We start from the raw sequence: 16,577 nt of genomic DNA on the forward strand, positions 1-16,577 counted from the left end.
TCCTCACAAAGCCGCCTGCACTGACCCACCTATGGGCAAGCAGCGACTCTGCTGCGGGAAAAAAAGATCATAAAACGCCCCCTAATGCCAGGATATAGGGTAACAAAGGAGGGATTTTTCTGGAAGGCACAATGGTATCTGTTTGGGGAGACGATGGTATCAAGCAAACTATTGACTTAAACACCTATATAAGGTACTGTACAAATGTACAAGTCTGTTTGCTTGCAAAAACGAAGAATTCCTAATAGATAGCACAAAAGCAGGAATGACCAGGAGGAGGTCAAATGCAAGAATCGAGACGCAAGCTGCCATCTCCGGCGCGAGCCGCGAATAGCCGGCCATACATTACTTCGGCGGTTGGTATGGAGGATACGGTTGGGCGCATGCGTGCCAGGCGCAGTTCTTTATTTACCCGCACCGTCATCTGGGTCACGGGCGTGATCTGCCTGGCCTTCCTGCTCGGCTCGCTGGCGCAGGCGTGGACCAACAGCCAGCTGGCGCAAAAGGTACAGCAAGCGCAGCAGCAGACGCAGCAACTACAGGCCTACCACGACCACCTGGCGCAGCTACAACAACACTATGCCAATTCCTTTGTCATCGAAAAGGAGGCCCGCGAGCAGTTCGGCTATGTGCGCGCAGGCGAGCATCCCGTTGTTATTATCAGCGCCCCTGATCAGCAACCACAGCGCTCCTCTCATCCCGCGAACCCGCCGGCGTCGCAAAATTTCTGGCAGGCATGGTGGAACATCTTCTTCGGGCAATGAAGGCTGGAACAAGTTTTACTGGGACGTTCCGGTCTTCGATGAACTCCGCAAATCCTTGGGATTGTACCAGCAATGGCTGCATTTCGTGCGAATGGCCTGTACATGACCATTGCCGGATTCCTTTTCCTGCGCGCCATTAGAGGCTTCAACCACTTCTGCCGGCATTTCCTCTTTCGTAATGGGCTGCGCGTAGAGCGGGTGGCCCTCGGAGGTCAGGCAGCGCCCGGTTGCGAGCTCAAATTGCCAGCCATGCATCGTGCAGGTCAGGATGCCATCTTCGATTCTGGCGAAGCGGGTGAGATCGGCCTTCAGGTGGGGACAGCGCTTCTGGATGCGATAGCCGTGGCTCTCCCATAGCTGGTGGACGGCAGTCTTCTCGGCGTAGTAGCCCTCGGCATATTGCAGGCGTTCCGGTGAAAGGCACTTGAAAAAATTGTAGATGTACTCGTTATAGGGTCCTTTGCGCTGAGCCTCGAAGCGGCAGGAAAGGAAAATCTGATTGATCCAGTCCTCTTCGTGATGCACGATGCAGTATTCGATCATTGCCGGATCGATGTGGAAGCGGTAATCCCATTCCTCGCCGTCCCAGGCATAGACGCGGCGCGAGTGAAAGTCAAGCACGATCTGCTGCACATCGCAGTCGATCAACACGCGCCCATTGACGCCGACGCAGGTCAGGTCGGCCTGCTCCAGAAGGGGCTCAAACCAGTCATGCAGTGAAGAGAGGATATCGACCTGCCCGCGCGGCCAGGATGCCTTGAGCGCGTCGATCAAGGGCTGCTTACGAGCTTTGTAGGCTTCCAGGTAGGCGCGCTTATCCGTAAAAATGGCCTGCACCTGCTCTTCGGGTATGGGGTGTGCCACCTCGCAAGACTGCTTCGTAAGTGTGGCTACGCTGCCAGGAATCATCAGGCGGCCATTGTCCAGCCCGTTTGCTTGCAGGTATTCGATGAATACCGCCTGGTCTGGAAAGGTATTCGTGGGGTCGCGGTCGAAATCGTTGAAGTTGAACAAGGGATCATCCAGAAAGCAGGGCGGACCGGCGGACGGAACCACGAAGGTGGCGTTGAGCTCGCGGATATAGCGCAGGGCACGCGCCATCTCATTTTCGCGCTTCTTGCGTCCTAACGCCTGCATCATCTTTTCTGGGAACTGGTAGACCATGGGATACCAGATCGCGCCCGAAAACTGCAAGAAATGGGCGTCATATGGGCCAAAACTGTTCAGCACGTCGATATCCATGGGACGCGAATCGTTCTGGTTGAAGATGCGCGTCTCGCCATCATCCACCATCAGACCGGAATCGCCAATTGGCCCATCGATGGGCGCCACCATTGCCATAATCATGAAGCGCAGCCCATCGACCTCGACGGCCTGGGCATTCTTTGTATAGATAAATTTGGTAAAGCCGAGATCACGCAAGCGGCGCTCAAGCAAATTCAACGGATAGTCGGGTAGCAGGACGGTCGCCTCTTTCCAGACATGCTCGCTCAGGAACTGTGGATCGAAGTGGTCATGATGCAGGTGCGAGACATACAGGTACGTCGGGCGACTGATTTTCTCCAGGTCCACATCCTCGTTGCTGGGGAAAGGGAACCAGGAGGCGAAATAGGCTGGATTGAACCAGGGGTCGCAGAGAATACTTCCATGGCGGGTTTCAATAAACAGGCCAGCCTGGCCGAGGAACGTAATCTCCACTAAGCATCTCCTTTATTTAAATGAGAACGAGAGAGCGAGCAACATAGGGTGAGAGGGCGCCCTCCAGTTAATTTACTCATACTCATATTTTATCACGCTAATCCCCCTGGTGCATTTGCCCTTGACATAATCGGGTTTGATCACTATACCCTCTCAACAGAGAGGCGGCAGGAACCGGACCTTTTCCCGACTTCCCGCCGGGGCTTGAAACCAGGGACGACAAAGCAAGGCTCATCACCATCTTGTAATTAGAACGAAGCAGCCTCTTTCTTTGTTACTCACATTCTCATCACATGCCAATGGGCACATTCTGGTCATATGCCAGGGCACCCCTTGTGGTCGCACTGGAAGTCTTCAGAGGGTTTTTTGATCAGCTTCTCTGTCTCTGCCACAACCAGACGCCTGCCGCCGCGGCCCCTGCCACGGCGAAACGGCGCATATTGGTGCGCCCCTGGCCCTGCCAACCGCCGCTTTCCTCTGAGCCTTCCTGCATTGGCTCGAAAAGATTGCCTGGCGTAGGCGATGCGGAGACACCTTGCTGGAAATCTGTCTTATCGACCTGGCGGGCGAGTTCCTGTACGGCTATTTCATCCGCGACATTGGTGGGAATGGCCAGCGCTTCCTGACCGCTGATCTGCTTGCATTTAGCCGCTACCTCTCGCAGTAGCGCTTCCCGGCGCGCCGCGACTACTACATTAGCACCTCGACGAGCAAATTCTAAGGCAGTAGCACGCCCAATTCCACTTGATGCACCCGTAATGACAACAACGGTATGCTCTATTCTCCTTGCCATACACGGCCTCCGGTTTCCAGATACGCAATCGTTCCAATTTTGACAGTAGAGATGAGAAGTTGAGAAAGCTAACGGCCTTTCGCAAGCTTAATGTGATTACGCAAAGCGGCGGGAGAAAGTGACAGGTATGAATTTCATGTAATGGGCGAGGGCAATTAATGCGACGAGGGCACAGGCCGATCAATCGGCGGTGTGTACGATATGCCTGTCCCCAGACAGGACTGCCCGGCCCCTACGGCTTCGCCGGACAATGCATCCCCCACGGCGAAGCCGTAGGCCCCGATTTATCGCGGGCAGCGCCGATTTATCGGCCCAACGGGAATAATTTGTTAAAACCCATTATTGGCTCGCTAGCTTCTTCGTTCTATGAATTCAAAAACTCCATCGCGGCTCGCGCCAGCACCTCTACACCAACGGACATGGCATCCTCGTCGATATTGAAGCGGGGATGGTGATGTGGGTATTTCGCGCCTTTCTCCTCATTGTGAACGCCAACGATGAAGTAGCAGCCGGGAACGGCGTTGAGGAAGTAGGCCATGTCATCGCTAAACGGCAACATGACCTCTTCACTTTCACCCACATTCTTCTCGCCTACTGCCGCGAGAGCCGCCTTGCGCACCACCGCGGTCATAGCAGGGTCGTTGATACAGGGCGGACAGCCGTCGAAAACCTCAACAGCGCAGGTGCCACCCATGGCGAGCGCGATACCGGAGGCCACTTCTCCGATGCGGCGTATCAATTTTTCGCGATGTTCGGGCGTATAAGCGCGCATGGTACCCTGCATTTCCGCAGTTTCTGGAATAATGTTGAAGGCGGTGCCGGCGGAAATTTTGCCGATAGTAATAACCGCCGGGCTGAACGGGGATGTTTCGCGGCTGATCAGCGTTTGCAGGGCCGTGATGATCTGGGCAGAGATGACGATTGGATCGACGGTCGTATCCGGCATGGCGGCGTGCCCGCCCTTGCCCTGCACGCTCAAAACGAACTTATCCGCGCTGGCAAAAACGGGGCCAGAGCGCACACCCACACGCCCCAGGGGATAGTTGCTGATGAGATGCAGGCCGATCACGCCATCCACGCCCTGCATGGCGCCCTCCTTCACCATCGGCTCCGCCCCACCGATGACCTCTTCGGCAGGTTGAAACACGAATTTGACATTGCCGGGAAGGTCCGCGCGGCGCTTCGTTAAAATATCGGCCACCGCCAGCAGCATCGAGGTATGCCCATCGTGCCCGCAGGCATGCATCTTGCCGTCAATGGTGGAGCGATACTCGATCTCGTTCAATTCATATATGGGGAGCGCGTCCATATCGGCGCGAATGGCGATGGTTTTTGCTCCTGGCCCGCTCGCACTCCCGCGCAGCAGCCCGACGACGCCTGTTTTAGCAACACCCGTTTGCACCTCCAATCCCAGGACGCGCAAGCGCTGCGCCACAATGCCGGAGGTGCGCACCTCCTCAAAGGCGAGTTCTGGATGTTCGTGCAGGTCGCGACGCATCGCCACCATATCGGGAACGAGCTCATCGATTTCGGATTTCAACTGATCGGTCTGGGACATGAAGCCTCCTGGTTACTAGCAACGCAGCAATTCTGGCAAAAAATATAATACCTCGTGGAGGGCGACCAAAAAGGTATGCCCTCCACCGGGAGCCGGACGTACTCACTTCGACAGAAAGTGCCAGGGAGAGATGATTTCTCCTGGCTTTATTGTAACATGTTCAGGGCTTCACACAATCCATCCGCCGGTCAGCCACTGTAAAACTATAAAACCTAGCAGTGGCAGGCAGATGGTCAGGTAATAGAGATTGAAGTTGCGCCTCTTTCCAATCGCGGCCGCAACGATGAAGGCAGGGAAGATTTCCAGCATGAAGCGTGACAATGAAGACAGCGCGGCAGATCCCCCTTCAGGCGCGAGAATGACGAAGAGATAGAGGGCACAGGCGTAGAAAACATAACTCCATTGCTCCCTCGCAAATTTCCATGGACCCCAGAAAGATAACACCAGCATGAGCAAAATAAAGAGAATCGCGCTAAGGTCCATTAATGTATGAATGGCAGTAAAGCTCAGGATAGGGTAGATGCGGATATTGCGATATGCCACCTGGAAAACCATCCAGGGAAAGGTGAGCTGGCGATCCCAGACCTTTTGCGCATGCATAAAGGCAAGAGCATCATGAAACTTCAGGTATCCATACAGGCAGAAGATAAGGATTCCGCCGATAATTCCTACACCGCTCAAGACGCTAAAGTCAATCCTGCGCCACTGAAAATCGCGCTGCCGCATATATTCGTAAGCAAAAGGGATAAATAAGCAGATGGCAATCGAGCGGGTCAAACTGGCGAAAAGTGCCGCCAGTCCTGCCAGCCACCAGCGCCCTTTACGCATGTAGTAGAAGCTCAGTATTGAAAAGAATATGAATAAAGACTCGTTGTAGGCGGCTGCAAAAAAAAGGGCGGTGGGAAAGATGGCCAGGTAAAGGACACTGCGCCAGGCCCGGTCAGCGCCAAAGTCCTCTACGACCAGGCGATAAAATATCATGAACATGCCGAGTGTTGCCAGATTTGAAATAATCAGTCCGGCGATGAAAGGATCGTGTACTACCAGCGCCAGGATATGCTCCAATAATGGGAAGAGCGGGAAAAAGACCATACGATACGAGGCATCATACCCATAGATGGCGATATGCGTAAATTGCGAGGTATCCCAACGATTCCAGGAAACCAGCAGCGTCTTCAACGGGAGCGAGTTGCTTGAGAAATTGGCCAGACTGAAGAGGGCAGCCAGGTAGGTCAACGCTAAGAATACGATATGGGTGGCAATATAAATCGGGGCAATCTGCTTTAATGCTTCCCACCAGCTTATAGAACCTTCAGGCCGGATGACCTCTACCTGCTCCCCAGGTTGATCGATTCGCGGAGAGGAAAGTGAACTTTCCTCCTTATCTGAAAGAGATGATTGCATAGTTACACCTCAAAAGATAGTAAAATGGAAGAATGAACCGGCGTATCCGTCTGGAATGCTAACAGAGAGCCTGAAATTTGTCAAATGATAATGACACTGGTGATTCCCCATAAGTAGGTTGGGTAATGGAAGCCCGAGCGGCTGCACGACTGCTGGCCAGAGATGCTTCGTGGCACTCAGCATGACATGCCGGGCCATGTCATGCTGAGTGCCACGAAGCATCTCTGGCACACTTCTGGGAATCCGCAAAGTAGAGTGTCCCTACCTGTGGTTTCCCCGCTGTTGTATAATACTACCAATCCCAAACCCAACCCATGCTAGAGATAAATCAGATGTCGGAACAATTTGATACACTTGCAATGGATGCTGAAAACCACAACGGCAGCGCCTCACGAAATACCCTACGCTACATCATCCTGGGATTGCTGGGCGCGCATCCTATGAGCGGCTACGATATCAAGCAGGCCTTTGATCGCGCCCTGGCCAGCTATTGGAATGCCGGCAACAGTCAAATCTATACGACGTTAAAAGGCTTGAGCGATGCGGGACTCGTCGAATCAGAAATCATCGTGCAAACGACGCGCCCCAACCGCAAGGTCTATCGTCTCACCCCGGCCGGGCAGGAAGAGCTGGAGCGCTGGCTCCAGGAAGAGGTCCCGGAGCGCTTCACCAAAGATGAATTCCTCACCAAACTCTTCTTCTGTGGCGAAATCTCTGACGAAATCGCGCTCAATCACTTGCTGGAACACCGCGCCAGCTTGCTCAAACAGCTCGAACACATGGAATGGGCACGCCAGCAATATGCCGCGCGCCCAACACGCCGCCCGCGCCTGCTCGAATACCAGATGCTCGTGCGCGAGTATAAAGAGGCAACCTTGCGCGCCGGCCTGGAAGTGACCGAACGCGCGATTGAGAAGCTGAAAGCGCGTTCAGGCTAGTCTGGTTGCCAGTTGTATTTCCTATATATTCCCAGCGTCTGCTGGTCTCCCGGAACATAGCTAACCATCGAATAGCTATTGATGCCCGTGAAAACGGTCGTCGCGGTGCGCAGTGTTACGCGGCCAAGCTCGGTGTGCTGTATCTGGAACACGAACGATGGGTCGGGGCGTCCTTCGGGATACGTTGCTGCGGCGATGCGACGAAACTCCGGCAAGGCGCGTAGTCGTTTCCATAGCGCTTTATATTCGGGCAGGTGGGTGATGGTGCGCGTATTATATTGAAAGTCGCTCACCAGGCGGCGGGCCAGGTGTTCCCAGCCTTGAAACAGGCGGCGGCGATGCGTGTCAAAGACGAGTTCCAGCAGGTGCAATTTCTCACCGCGCATCACCTCTTCTACCTCTTGCTGCACCTCGAACAGCATAATCGCCGCATCGTTCCAGGAATGCAGGAACCACAGCCGGTCAAGCGAGTGCGCGGGGTACGAGGTATTGCGCACCAGTAACTGCGCCAGTTCGCCGAAATCCAGCAAGGCGCTCTCCGGCTGCGAATCCTCAACAAACTGACCGGTCAAGCGAGTGTAGGCATCATAGAGATAGCGCCGCTCCTCGCCTTTCAACTCCAGGGCGCGCGCGATATTGAGCGCGACATGCGGCGATGGATGGGTACGCATGCCCGCTTCCAGGTGATAGATGTAGGTGCGCGAGAGGCGCGTGGCCTGCGCCAGTTGCCCTTGCGACATGCCGCGCTGCTGCCGGTACCACGCCAGCAATTGCGCAAACTCGGATTGGTTAGTGACGGTCATTTTTTATCCCTGGGAGCAAACTTTGTTAGCTACGCATCTATTATGCACCAGAATTTGTTAGCTGGCAACATGTTATTCTCAGAGATGGACGGATATAATTAAGAAAAAGGGCGGTTCTTGTCGTTTTTCTACTTTTTTACTTGCGTAAATGGGTTATGTATAGCTCAGAGAGGAGCTATTGAAGCGATGTCCGATCAATCTTCTGTAGCACATGGTTCCCAGGCGGAGCAAAATGCCGCCGGCAATCCCGCACGTCCCTGGTTACGTCATTATGAGCAAGGCGTTCCTGCCGAACTCGATATTCCTGATCGCCCATTGACCTGGCTGCTAGATCAGACGGTCAGCCATTATCCAGGCCATACTGCTTTTATCTACTATGGTACAAAGATCAGCTACGCCCAGTTTTCCTCGCTGGCGAATCGTTTTGCCACCGGCTTGCAGCGCCTGGGCGTAAAGAAAGGCGACCGTGTGGCGATTGCGCTTCCCAATATCCCGCAGTATGCCATTGCATTCTATGGAGCCTTGCGCGCCGGCGCGGTCGTTGTGCCCACTAATCCGTTGTATACTGAGCGCGAGATGCAGCATCAACTGGCGGATTCGGGGGCGCGAGCCATCGTAATGCTCGATATGTTCTATCCAGTCGTGCGAGCCATTCGCGCGAATACTCCCCTTGAGCATATCATCATCACCAGCCCGGCCGATTTTCTACCACCTGTCTTGCGCAGGCTCTATCCCCTCACGCAGCGCAAAGCGAAACATCCAGAACCCCGCCTGACCGAGAAAGAACTGCAAAGCGATAAGATGTTGCTCGCGATGAGCAGCATGCTCGCGCCACGTGCCAAAAGTGGTATCGAAGTCTTCAACCTGCCCGTGCCATCTTCCGGCGATGATCTTGCCGTTCTGCAATATACCGGTGGCACGACGGGACTCTCCAAGGGCGCCATGCTGACGCACCGCAACCTGCTGGCAAATGCGCTGCAGACGCGCAGCTGGGAACCCAATGCGCAAGATGCCCATGAAATCACGCTGTGTGTTGCTCCATTCTTCCATTCATATGGCCTGACCGTTGGCATGAACCTTTCGATTCGTGCCGCAGCCACCATGGTGCTGCTGCCAACATTCAAGGCAAAAGAGGTCGTCAAAACCATTCGCCGCTATCGTGCCACACAACTGCCCGGTATCCCGACTATGTATATCGCGATTATGCGCGAAGTCGGCAAAAATGCCGAGCAACTGCGTTCGATCAAATACTGTATCAGCGGCGCGTCCGCCCTGCCTGCTAAGGTGCGTAAAGATTTCGAGGCGATGACCGGCGGCAAGCTGGTTGAGGGCTATGGATTGAGCGAGGCCGCTCCGGTCACGCACTGCAATCCGCTCAATGGCGACATTCGTGAGGGCAGCGTGGGCCTTCCTTTGCCGGGCGTAGATGCCGCCATTATGAATCCTGAGACGGGCGAACTCCTGCCGGTGGGCGCAGAGGGCGAGATCGTGGTGAAAGGCCCGAACATCATGAAAGGCTACTGGAACCGCGAAGAGGAAACGACCGCCATTTTCAAGAATGGCTGGATGCGCACCGGTGACATCGGCAAGATGGACGAAGAGGGCTACTTCTACATTCTGGATCGCGCCAAAGACCTGATTATCGCCAGTGGCTTCAATGTCTACCCACGCGAGGTCGAGGAAGTGCTGTTCATGCATCCCGCAGTGCAGGAAGCGGCAGTTATTGGCGTTCCCGATTCCTATCGTGGCGAAACGGTAGCGGCTTTCGTCGTACTGAAGCCCGGATTCGAGCCATCCGATGCCACGAAACAGGATATCCTGGCATTCTGCAAGAAAGAACTGGCGGCATACAAAGTACCGAAAATCCTGGAATTTCGCGATAGCTTGCCAAAAACCCTGGTCGGCAAAGTATTGCGAAGAGAATTACGCGGAACCATCAACCCGTAGGGGCCGATTGATCGGCCCTGCCGGGTACAAGATTTATTCGCATTACAACCCATAATCTGGCCCCTACAAATCAATCAAACAGGAGAAGATCACCACATGTCAACAACCATGAAACCAACCGAGGCGGGGACCGCCTTTCTGACCTCGCCGGTAAGCGAGAGCGCGGACAGAATCTTTACGCTGGAGCAGCGCGACGAGGAGCAGCGCTGGATAGAAGAATCCGCCGCGACCTTCGTAGCGCGCGAAGTGATGCCAAGGATCGAGGCCATTGACCACCAGGAACCGGGCCTGATGCCCAGTCTGCTGAAGAAGGCGGGTGAGCAGGGCCTGCTGAGCATCGATGTGCCCGAAGCCTATGGTGGTGTAGAACTCGGACTGCTGGCCAGCGCGCTGGTCGGCTCGCAACTGCGCGAAGGTTCGTTCAGCACAGCCATCGGCGCGCATACGACCATCGGCACACTGCCCATCGTCTTCTATGGCACAGAGGAACAGAAGCAGCGGTATTTGCCGAAACTGGCTACGGGAGAATGGATTGCCGCCTATGCGCTAACCGAGCCGGGTGTCGGTTCCGACGCCATGCACCTCTCCACGCGGGCGGAGCTTTCCGAGGACGGTAAATATTACATCCTCAACGGCACCAAACAGTGGATCTCCAACGCCGGTTTCGCCGACGTGATGATTGCGTTCGCGCGCATCGGCAATGAGCGCCCCTCGGCTTTCATCGTCGAGACGAGCTGGCCGGGCGTCTCTACCGGGGCCGAAGAGCGTAAGATGGGCATCAAAGGCTCATCCACGCGCCAGGTCTACTTTGAGAACGCGAAGGTACCGGTAGAAAACCTGCTAGGCGAGATTCACAAGGGCTACAAGATCGCCTTCAACATCCTCAACATCGGGCGTTTGAAACTGGGAGCCGGGGCCATCGGCGGTGCGCGCGCCGCATTAGGTCTGGCCGCGGCTTATACGACCGAGCGCAAGGCCTTCGGCAAGTTCATCTCGGAATTTGGCATGATTAAGGAGAAGCTGGCGCGCGTGGCGGCACAGACCTACGCGGGCGAGAGCGAAGTCTTCCGCACGGCAGCCAACATCGAAAACGCACGCCGCAGCGCCGGTGACAGCACCGAGGCAGCCTTCAAAGCTATCGAAGAATATGCAATCGAGGCCTCGATTGCCAAGGTACATGGCAGCGAAGTGCTGGCTTTCGCCGTCGACGAGGGCGTGCAGATCTTCGGTGGCTACGGCTTCATGCAGGAATATCCCATCGAGAAGGCCTACCGTGACGCCCGTATCCAGCGCATCTACGAAGGCACCAACGAGATCAACCGCCTGGTGGCCGCCGGAACATTGTTCCGCCGCGTGCTGGCCGGCAAAATTCCCCTGATGGCGCTCTATCCAGCTATTGAGGCGCGCATTACATCGGGCCAGCCGCTCAATAGCGCAGGCGAGGATATTCCTGCCGAACTGCGCGATGCCGTCAACGCTCTCGAACGCGCCAAGGACGCCACCATTTACCTGGGCATGAAGGTTGCCATGAAGTACATGCAGGCGCTCGAGCAGGAAGAAGAGTTCATCGAATACCTGGCGAATCTGTTGATCGACCTGTATGCCACCGATAGCGCCCTGGCTCGCGCTACGCAGGCCGTGCGCCGCGGCGATGCCAACAGCGACACCCATGTGAAGCTGGCACAACTCGCCACCTGGCTGGCTTTCACGCGCATCCGCACCAACCTCGACCAGGTCATCATGACGAACCTGGATGAAGAGCAGGCGCAGCAAGAACTGACGCGCGTGCGAGCCTACGTTGGCGACTACGTGCTCAATGGTGTGAAATTGCAGCGCGAAATCGCGGACCTGGTAGTACAGAAGCAGGGGTATCCCTTATAGGCGACGGGGCGTGAGGGGCCGATTGATCGGACTGCGCCTGTTGCCGGACTCGTTTGTGAAAACTCATGACCGGCTTTCTGGGCATCGTGTGAATCCATCATCAACCCTTGTCTGTATAAAAACGGAGTGAAAACACATGCAAGTCGGAGACACTACCGCGTGGGAACGCACCTTCACCGAAGACGATGTCCTCCAGTTTGGCCGCTTGACCGGCGACCAGGGCATCCATCACGTGGAACGCGATGAGCAGGGAAGGCTGCTGGTGCAGGGACTGTTAACGGCCTCGCTGCCCACAAAATTAGGCGGCGATATGAACTACATTGCGCGCGAGATGAGCTTCGAGTTCCTGCGCCCCGTATTCACAGGTGATACAATTCGCTGTGAAGTGGTCATATCGCATCTCGAAAAGGTAGAGAGCCGCGTCAATATGGTAGCTGACGGCATATGTCGCAATCAGCACGGCAAAGAGGTGCTGAGGTTTCACACGCGGGGTATTATTCGCGGCAGCTGAATGGTTTTAATGTAAAGGACAGGGTGATCGTCATGGTCGTCAGCGTTTGTCCGGCAGATATCGTCGCCGCCCCGGTTGAGGTTGCCTGGGAATTGCTCAACCAGCCTGCTCACTATGGCGAATGGGTTGATGCCCGTGTTGAACGTGTGGAACCCGAAGGGCCGGCTACCCCCGGCCAGCGCATTTATATGACCAGTCCCGCTTTTGGCAAACGCTGGAATGTGAATGCTGAGGTCAAAGCGATTAACCCGGCCAGGCACCAGGTACAGATCGATGTAATGCTTCCCCTGGGACTTATCGATCATGCCACCATCACCTGCACAGCCATCGATGCCACATCGTGCCGCGTGCAATTTGGCTGAGACTTCACCCTCCCGCCAGGATGGTTGGGCTGGTTGATCGAAAAATTCGGAGCGCGTCCGCTCCACAAAGGCGTCGCAGACTCATTAGCACGCCTGAAACGCGCCGCAGAAGCAGCATACAAGCAGAAGCAAATTGTAAACCGGACATCATAGTAAGGGCGTACCCTTGCGGTCGCCCTCCAGCTCGATTATTGGGCCAGGTCAACCCCGACAATTCAAAGGAGAAACAAACCTATGGCAGAAGCAGTTATTGTCAGCGCGGTACGCACACCAATCGGACGCGCAAACAAGGGCGCACTCAAGGATGTGCGCGCGGATGATCTTGCAGCCATCGCCGTCAGGGGCGCGCTTGAGCGCGTTCCAAAGCTTGATCGTTCATTGATAGAAGACGTGATTATTGGCTGCGCCTTTCCAGAGGGCGAGCAGGGCATGAACGTGGCACGCCTGGTAGGGGCGCTGGCCGGCCTGCCGGAGACGGCCGCGGGTGTCACAGTCAACCGTTTCTGTGCCTCCAGCCTGCAGGCGTTCAACATGGCCGCGCAGAATATTATGCTCGGCTATGGCGATGCCTACGTCGCGGGCGGCATTGAAAGCATGTCGCGCGTGCCTATGGGCGGATTCAATCCCAGCTTCAATCCGCGCCTGGTCAAGCCGCGCGACGGTGAAGAGGAAAAGATGCCCTATCCTCCCTGCGAACTGGAATATGGCTATTCCAGCTACATTCCGATGGGCATAACAGCTGAAAATCTGGCGCGCGAGTACCACATCAGCCGCGAGGCTCAGGATGCATTCGCGCTGCGCAGCCATCGTCGAGCCATTGCGGCCACCGATAACGGTATCTTCAAACGCGAGATCGTCCCTGTACGCTTGCCCGATGGCAGGCTGATGGAGATCGACGAGGGGCCGCGCCGCGACACTTCGCTTGAGAAGCTGGCCAGCCTCGAACCCGCCTTCATCAAGGGTGGCACAGTTACCGCCGGCAATTCCAGCCCGCTCAACGATGGCGCCTCCGCGGTTATATTGATGTCGGCTGAGAAGGCGCGAGAGCTGGGCATCCAGCCGCTGGCGCGCGTGATTACAATGGCCGTTGCCGGTGTGCGACCGGATATCATGGGCATCGGCCCCGTTCCGGCGATGAAGAAGGCGTTGCAGCGCGCTGGCATGCAATTGAGCGATATCGATATCATCGAACTCAACGAGGCGTTCGCAGCGCAGTCGCTGGCCGTGGTGCAGGCGATGGGCATCGACGAGGAGAAGTTGAACCCCCATGGCGGCGCGATTGCGCTTGGTCACCCCCTGGGATGCTCCGGCGCGCGCCTGATCGCCACGCTGGTCAATGATTTGCAGACCGAGGATAAGACGACCGGGCTGGCCACGCTCTGCGTTGGCGGTGGTCAGGGCGTAGCGACCATCATTGAAAGGATAGCGTAGCCATGCCATACCAGATTCGCAGGGCGGCAGTGCTGGGCGCGGGCGTGATGGGGGCAGCGATTGCCGCTCATCTCGCCAACGTTGGCATCCCCAGCCTGCTGCTCGATATCGTGCCACGTGACGCCGGCAAAGATCGCGACAAAATAGCCCGCCTGGGTCTGGAGAGAGCCATCAACGCGCGGCCTGCCGCATTTTACAGCAAGAAAGCCGCCAGGCTCGTTACGGTTGGCAATATCGAAGACGATCTCGAGGAACTCGCCGACGTGGATTGGATCATCGAAGCCGTTGTAGAGCGCCTGGATATCAAACACAACCTCTACGTCCAGATCGAACAGGTGCTGGCTCCCGGCACCATTATCTCTTCCAATACATCCGGCCTGCCCGCTCACCTGCTGACCGAAGGGCGCAGCGAGGACTTCCGGCGCAATTTCCTGATTACGCACTTTTTCAATCCCGTGCGCTACATGCGCCTGCTGGAGCTGGTTCCCGATGTCGATACGTCCCCGGAATTGATGAAATTCATGCAGCGTTTCGGCACCGAAGTACTCGGCAAAGGCGTCGTGATCTGCAAAGATACGCCCAATTTCATCGCCAACCGCATCGGTATTTACGGCTTCATGTCCGTGCTGAAGCGCGCTTTGAACGAGGGCTATTCCGTGGGCGAGATCGATACTATTCTGGGGCCGGCGATGGGACGCCCGAAATCCGCCGTCTTCCGCACCGCCGACCTGTCGGGATTGGATACGACCGTTCACGTCGCCGACAACCTCTATCAGAACGCGCCCAATGATGATCAGCGCGATATCTTCTTGATGCCGGAAGTAGTGCGCGAAATGGTGCGGCGTGGGTGGCTCGGCGAGAAGAGCGGCCAGGGCTTCTACAAGCGTGTCAAGAATCCGGGCGGCGAATCGACGATCCTGGAATTGAACCTGAACACGTTGGAGTATGAGCCACAGCAGAAGGTGCGTTATCCATCCATCGGTGACGCCCGCAACATCGAAGACCCGGCAAAGCGCATGCTGGCCGTACTGAATGGCGATGACCGCGCCGCGCAACTGGCCCGTGAGACGACTGCCGACGCGCTGGTCTATGCTGCCAATCGCGCCCAGGAGATTGCCAATAGTATCGTCGCCATTGACGAGGCCATGCGTTGGGGCTTCAATTTCGACCTGGGCAGCTTCGAGGTCTGGGATGCGCTCCTGCATCACCCGGAGACGCTGGAGAAGGTCATGCAGGCTGGCGGTTATACAGAACTGCCCGCGCTCGTGCGCCGCGTCCAGACCGAGGGCCAGGGCACATTCTATATAGGCGCGCCTGGAAATCGCCAGTACTTCGATTTCTCCGGTACGTACAAGCCCGTTCCCACGCCGCAGGGTGCTATCTCGCTTGCCGCTGCCAGAGCCACGAATAAGGTGCTGCGCGATAATGGGTCAGCGTCGCTGATCGATCTGGGCGATAGCATCGCCTGCATCGAGTTCCACACGAAAATGAACACCATCGACGAGGGCATCATCGATATGCTGCGCTACGCGGTCGAGGAGGGTCAGAAGCAGTTCCGCGCCCTGGTGATCAACAACGATGCCCCCGACTTCTCGGCAGGCGCCAATGTCTTGCTGGTACTGATGGGAGCGCGGCAAGGCGAGTGGAAGATGCTGGAGGGCGCGATTAATGGTCTCCAACAGGCCCACCAGATGCTCAAATATAGTCCCATTCCGGTCGTGGCCGCGCCAACGGGACGCGCCCTGGGCGGCGGAGCCGAGATTGTGATGCATGCCAACCATGTCCGTGCCTGCGCCGAGACCTATATCGGCCTGGTTGAGGTCGGCGTGGGGCTGGTGCCGGCAGGCGGCGGCTGCAAGGAAATGCTGCTGCGCCATGGGGCAAGCCTGGCCGACCAGCTTGCCAAAAAGACTGGCGGGCCGTTCACGCCCTCGCGCCGCGCCTTCGAGATCATCTCCCTGGCCACCGTCTCTACCAGCGCGGCGGAGGCGCAGGAGCTGCGTTTCTTGCGCAAGAGTGATGCCATCACGGTCAACCGCGACCTGCTGCTGCGCGATGCCAAAGCGGACGCGCTGCGATTGGCGGAAGCGCGCGAAGAGGGCAAGTGGCAGCCACCGGAAGCTCCCATGCTGCTTTTGCCAGGACCGGGAGCGCGCCTGGTCTTAGAGCAGCAGATCGAAAATCTGCTTATCACAGGCAAGATCAGCGAACACGACGCGGTTATCGGCAATCACCTGGCGCGCGTCCTGACGGGAGGCGATTGCTCGCCGGTTACGCCTGTCACGGAACAATATATGCTTGACCTGGAGCGTGAGGCGTTCCTGAGCCTGGCCGGAATGGAAAAGACCCAGGAACGCATGCAGGCCATTTTGATGACCGGCAAGCCGCTCAGAAATTAATGGTAACGAAAATGATCGCAGGCGATTGAGGTCTATGCGCTTGCGATCATTTTCGTTACCATCTCAATCACCATTTTTTCTCCTCAAG

The 16,577-nt window shown here is 56.4% G+C and carries 13 protein-coding genes; 8 read left to right on the plus strand and 5 right to left on the minus strand.

The annotated features are described in order from the left end of the window. The first annotated feature begins 284 nt into the window (after positions 1-284). Positions 285-764, plus strand: coding sequence for a septum formation initiator family protein (locus tag VFA09_05580; GenBank protein ID HZU66727.1), 480 nt, complete (start codon positions 285-287; stop codon positions 762-764). 15 nt (positions 765-779) lie between these two features. Here the strand turns inward: VFA09_05580 and VFA09_05585 are convergent, their stop codons facing one another. From VFA09_05585 to VFA09_05600, 4 genes are all read right to left on the minus strand, one after another. Continuing rightward, positions 780-2,462, minus strand: a complete 1,683-nt coding sequence (locus VFA09_05585) for a Rieske 2Fe-2S domain-containing protein (protein ID HZU66728.1) — start codon at positions 2,460-2,462, stop codon at positions 780-782. A 370-nt stretch (positions 2,463-2,832) separates the two neighbouring features. Further along, the gene (locus tag VFA09_05590; GenBank protein HZU66729.1) at positions 2,833-3,255 is read right to left on the minus strand and encodes an SDR family NAD(P)-dependent oxidoreductase; all 423 of its coding nucleotides are present in this window, start codon (positions 3,253-3,255) and stop codon (positions 2,833-2,835) included. Between the two features lie 364 nt (positions 3,256-3,619). Continuing rightward, a complete protein-coding gene (locus VFA09_05595; protein ID HZU66730.1) occupies positions 3,620-4,813 on the minus strand; it encodes an amidohydrolase in 1,194 nt (397 codons plus the stop codon). A 168-nt stretch (positions 4,814-4,981) separates the two neighbouring features. Then, a complete protein-coding gene (locus tag VFA09_05600) occupies positions 4,982-6,217 on the minus strand; it encodes a glycosyltransferase family 39 protein (GenBank protein ID HZU66731.1) in 1,236 nt (411 codons plus the stop codon). Positions 6,218-6,549: 332 nt separating this feature from the next. On the opposite strand from VFA09_05600, the gene VFA09_05605 reads away from it, so the two are divergent. Continuing rightward, the gene (locus VFA09_05605) at positions 6,550-7,155 is read left to right on the plus strand and encodes a PadR family transcriptional regulator (protein HZU66732.1); all 606 of its coding nucleotides are present in this window, start codon (positions 6,550-6,552) and stop codon (positions 7,153-7,155) included. On the opposite strand, the gene VFA09_05610 is transcribed toward VFA09_05605, so the two are convergent. Then, complete coding sequence (locus VFA09_05610; protein ID HZU66733.1) at positions 7,152-7,958, minus strand: helix-turn-helix domain-containing protein; 807 nt, start codon at positions 7,956-7,958, stop codon at positions 7,152-7,154. The two genes, VFA09_05605 and VFA09_05610, sit on opposite strands and share 4 nt — an antisense overlap. Before the next feature lie 186 nt (positions 7,959-8,144). On the opposite strand from VFA09_05610, the gene VFA09_05615 reads away from it, so the two are divergent. The 6 genes from VFA09_05615 (at position 8,145) to VFA09_05640 (ending at position 16,489) form a co-directional block, all read left to right on the plus strand. Continuing rightward, positions 8,145-9,905 (plus strand): long-chain fatty acid--CoA ligase, encoded by a 1,761-nt coding sequence (locus VFA09_05615; protein ID HZU66734.1) that lies wholly within the window; start codon positions 8,145-8,147, stop codon positions 9,903-9,905. 96 nt (positions 9,906-10,001) lie between these two features. Next, a complete protein-coding gene (locus VFA09_05620) occupies positions 10,002-11,786 on the plus strand; it encodes an acyl-CoA dehydrogenase family protein (protein HZU66735.1) in 1,785 nt (594 codons plus the stop codon). A 136-nt stretch (positions 11,787-11,922) separates the two neighbouring features. Next, a complete protein-coding gene (locus VFA09_05625; protein ID HZU66736.1) occupies positions 11,923-12,297 on the plus strand; it encodes a MaoC/PaaZ C-terminal domain-containing protein in 375 nt (124 codons plus the stop codon). A gap of 32 nt (positions 12,298-12,329) precedes the next feature. Beyond that, on the plus strand, positions 12,330-12,659 hold the full coding sequence (locus VFA09_05630; GenBank protein ID HZU66737.1) for an SRPBCC family protein: 330 nt from the start codon (positions 12,330-12,332) through the stop codon (positions 12,657-12,659). Between the two features lie 234 nt (positions 12,660-12,893). Next, positions 12,894-14,090 (plus strand): thiolase family protein, encoded by a 1,197-nt coding sequence (locus tag VFA09_05635; protein ID HZU66738.1) that lies wholly within the window; start codon positions 12,894-12,896, stop codon positions 14,088-14,090. A gap of 2 nt (positions 14,091-14,092) precedes the next feature. After that, a complete protein-coding gene (locus VFA09_05640; GenBank protein HZU66739.1) occupies positions 14,093-16,489 on the plus strand; it encodes a 3-hydroxyacyl-CoA dehydrogenase/enoyl-CoA hydratase family protein in 2,397 nt (798 codons plus the stop codon). Positions 16,490-16,577: the final 88 nt, after the last annotated feature.

Source organism: Ktedonobacteraceae bacterium, assembly GCA_035653615.1.
Classification (GTDB): domain Bacteria; phylum Chloroflexota; class Ktedonobacteria; order Ktedonobacterales; family Ktedonobacteraceae; genus DASRBN01.

Coding starts and splice junctions, on each gene's coding strand:
- VFA09_05635 (HZU66738.1), top strand. CDS start 12,894: ATGGCAGAAGCAGTTATTGTCAGCGCGGTACGCACACCAATCGGACGC.
- VFA09_05600 (HZU66731.1), bottom strand. CDS start 6,217: ATGCAATCATCTCTTTCAGATAAGGAGGAAAGTTCACTTTCCTCTCCG.
- VFA09_05580 (HZU66727.1), top strand. CDS start 285: ATGCAAGAATCGAGACGCAAGCTGCCATCTCCGGCGCGAGCCGCGAAT.
- VFA09_05640 (HZU66739.1), top strand. CDS start 14,093: ATGCCATACCAGATTCGCAGGGCGGCAGTGCTGGGCGCGGGCGTGATG.
- VFA09_05630 (HZU66737.1), top strand. CDS start 12,330: ATGGTCGTCAGCGTTTGTCCGGCAGATATCGTCGCCGCCCCGGTTGAG.
- VFA09_05590 (HZU66729.1), bottom strand. CDS start 3,255: ATGGCAAGGAGAATAGAGCATACCGTTGTTGTCATTACGGGTGCATCA.
- VFA09_05610 (HZU66733.1), bottom strand. CDS start 7,958: ATGACCGTCACTAACCAATCCGAGTTTGCGCAATTGCTGGCGTGGTAC.
- VFA09_05615 (HZU66734.1), top strand. CDS start 8,145: ATGTCCGATCAATCTTCTGTAGCACATGGTTCCCAGGCGGAGCAAAAT.
- VFA09_05625 (HZU66736.1), top strand. CDS start 11,923: ATGCAAGTCGGAGACACTACCGCGTGGGAACGCACCTTCACCGAAGAC.
- VFA09_05595 (HZU66730.1), bottom strand. CDS start 4,813: ATGTCCCAGACCGATCAGTTGAAATCCGAAATCGATGAGCTCGTTCCC.
- VFA09_05605 (HZU66732.1), top strand. CDS start 6,550: ATGTCGGAACAATTTGATACACTTGCAATGGATGCTGAAAACCACAAC.
- VFA09_05620 (HZU66735.1), top strand. CDS start 10,002: ATGTCAACAACCATGAAACCAACCGAGGCGGGGACCGCCTTTCTGACC.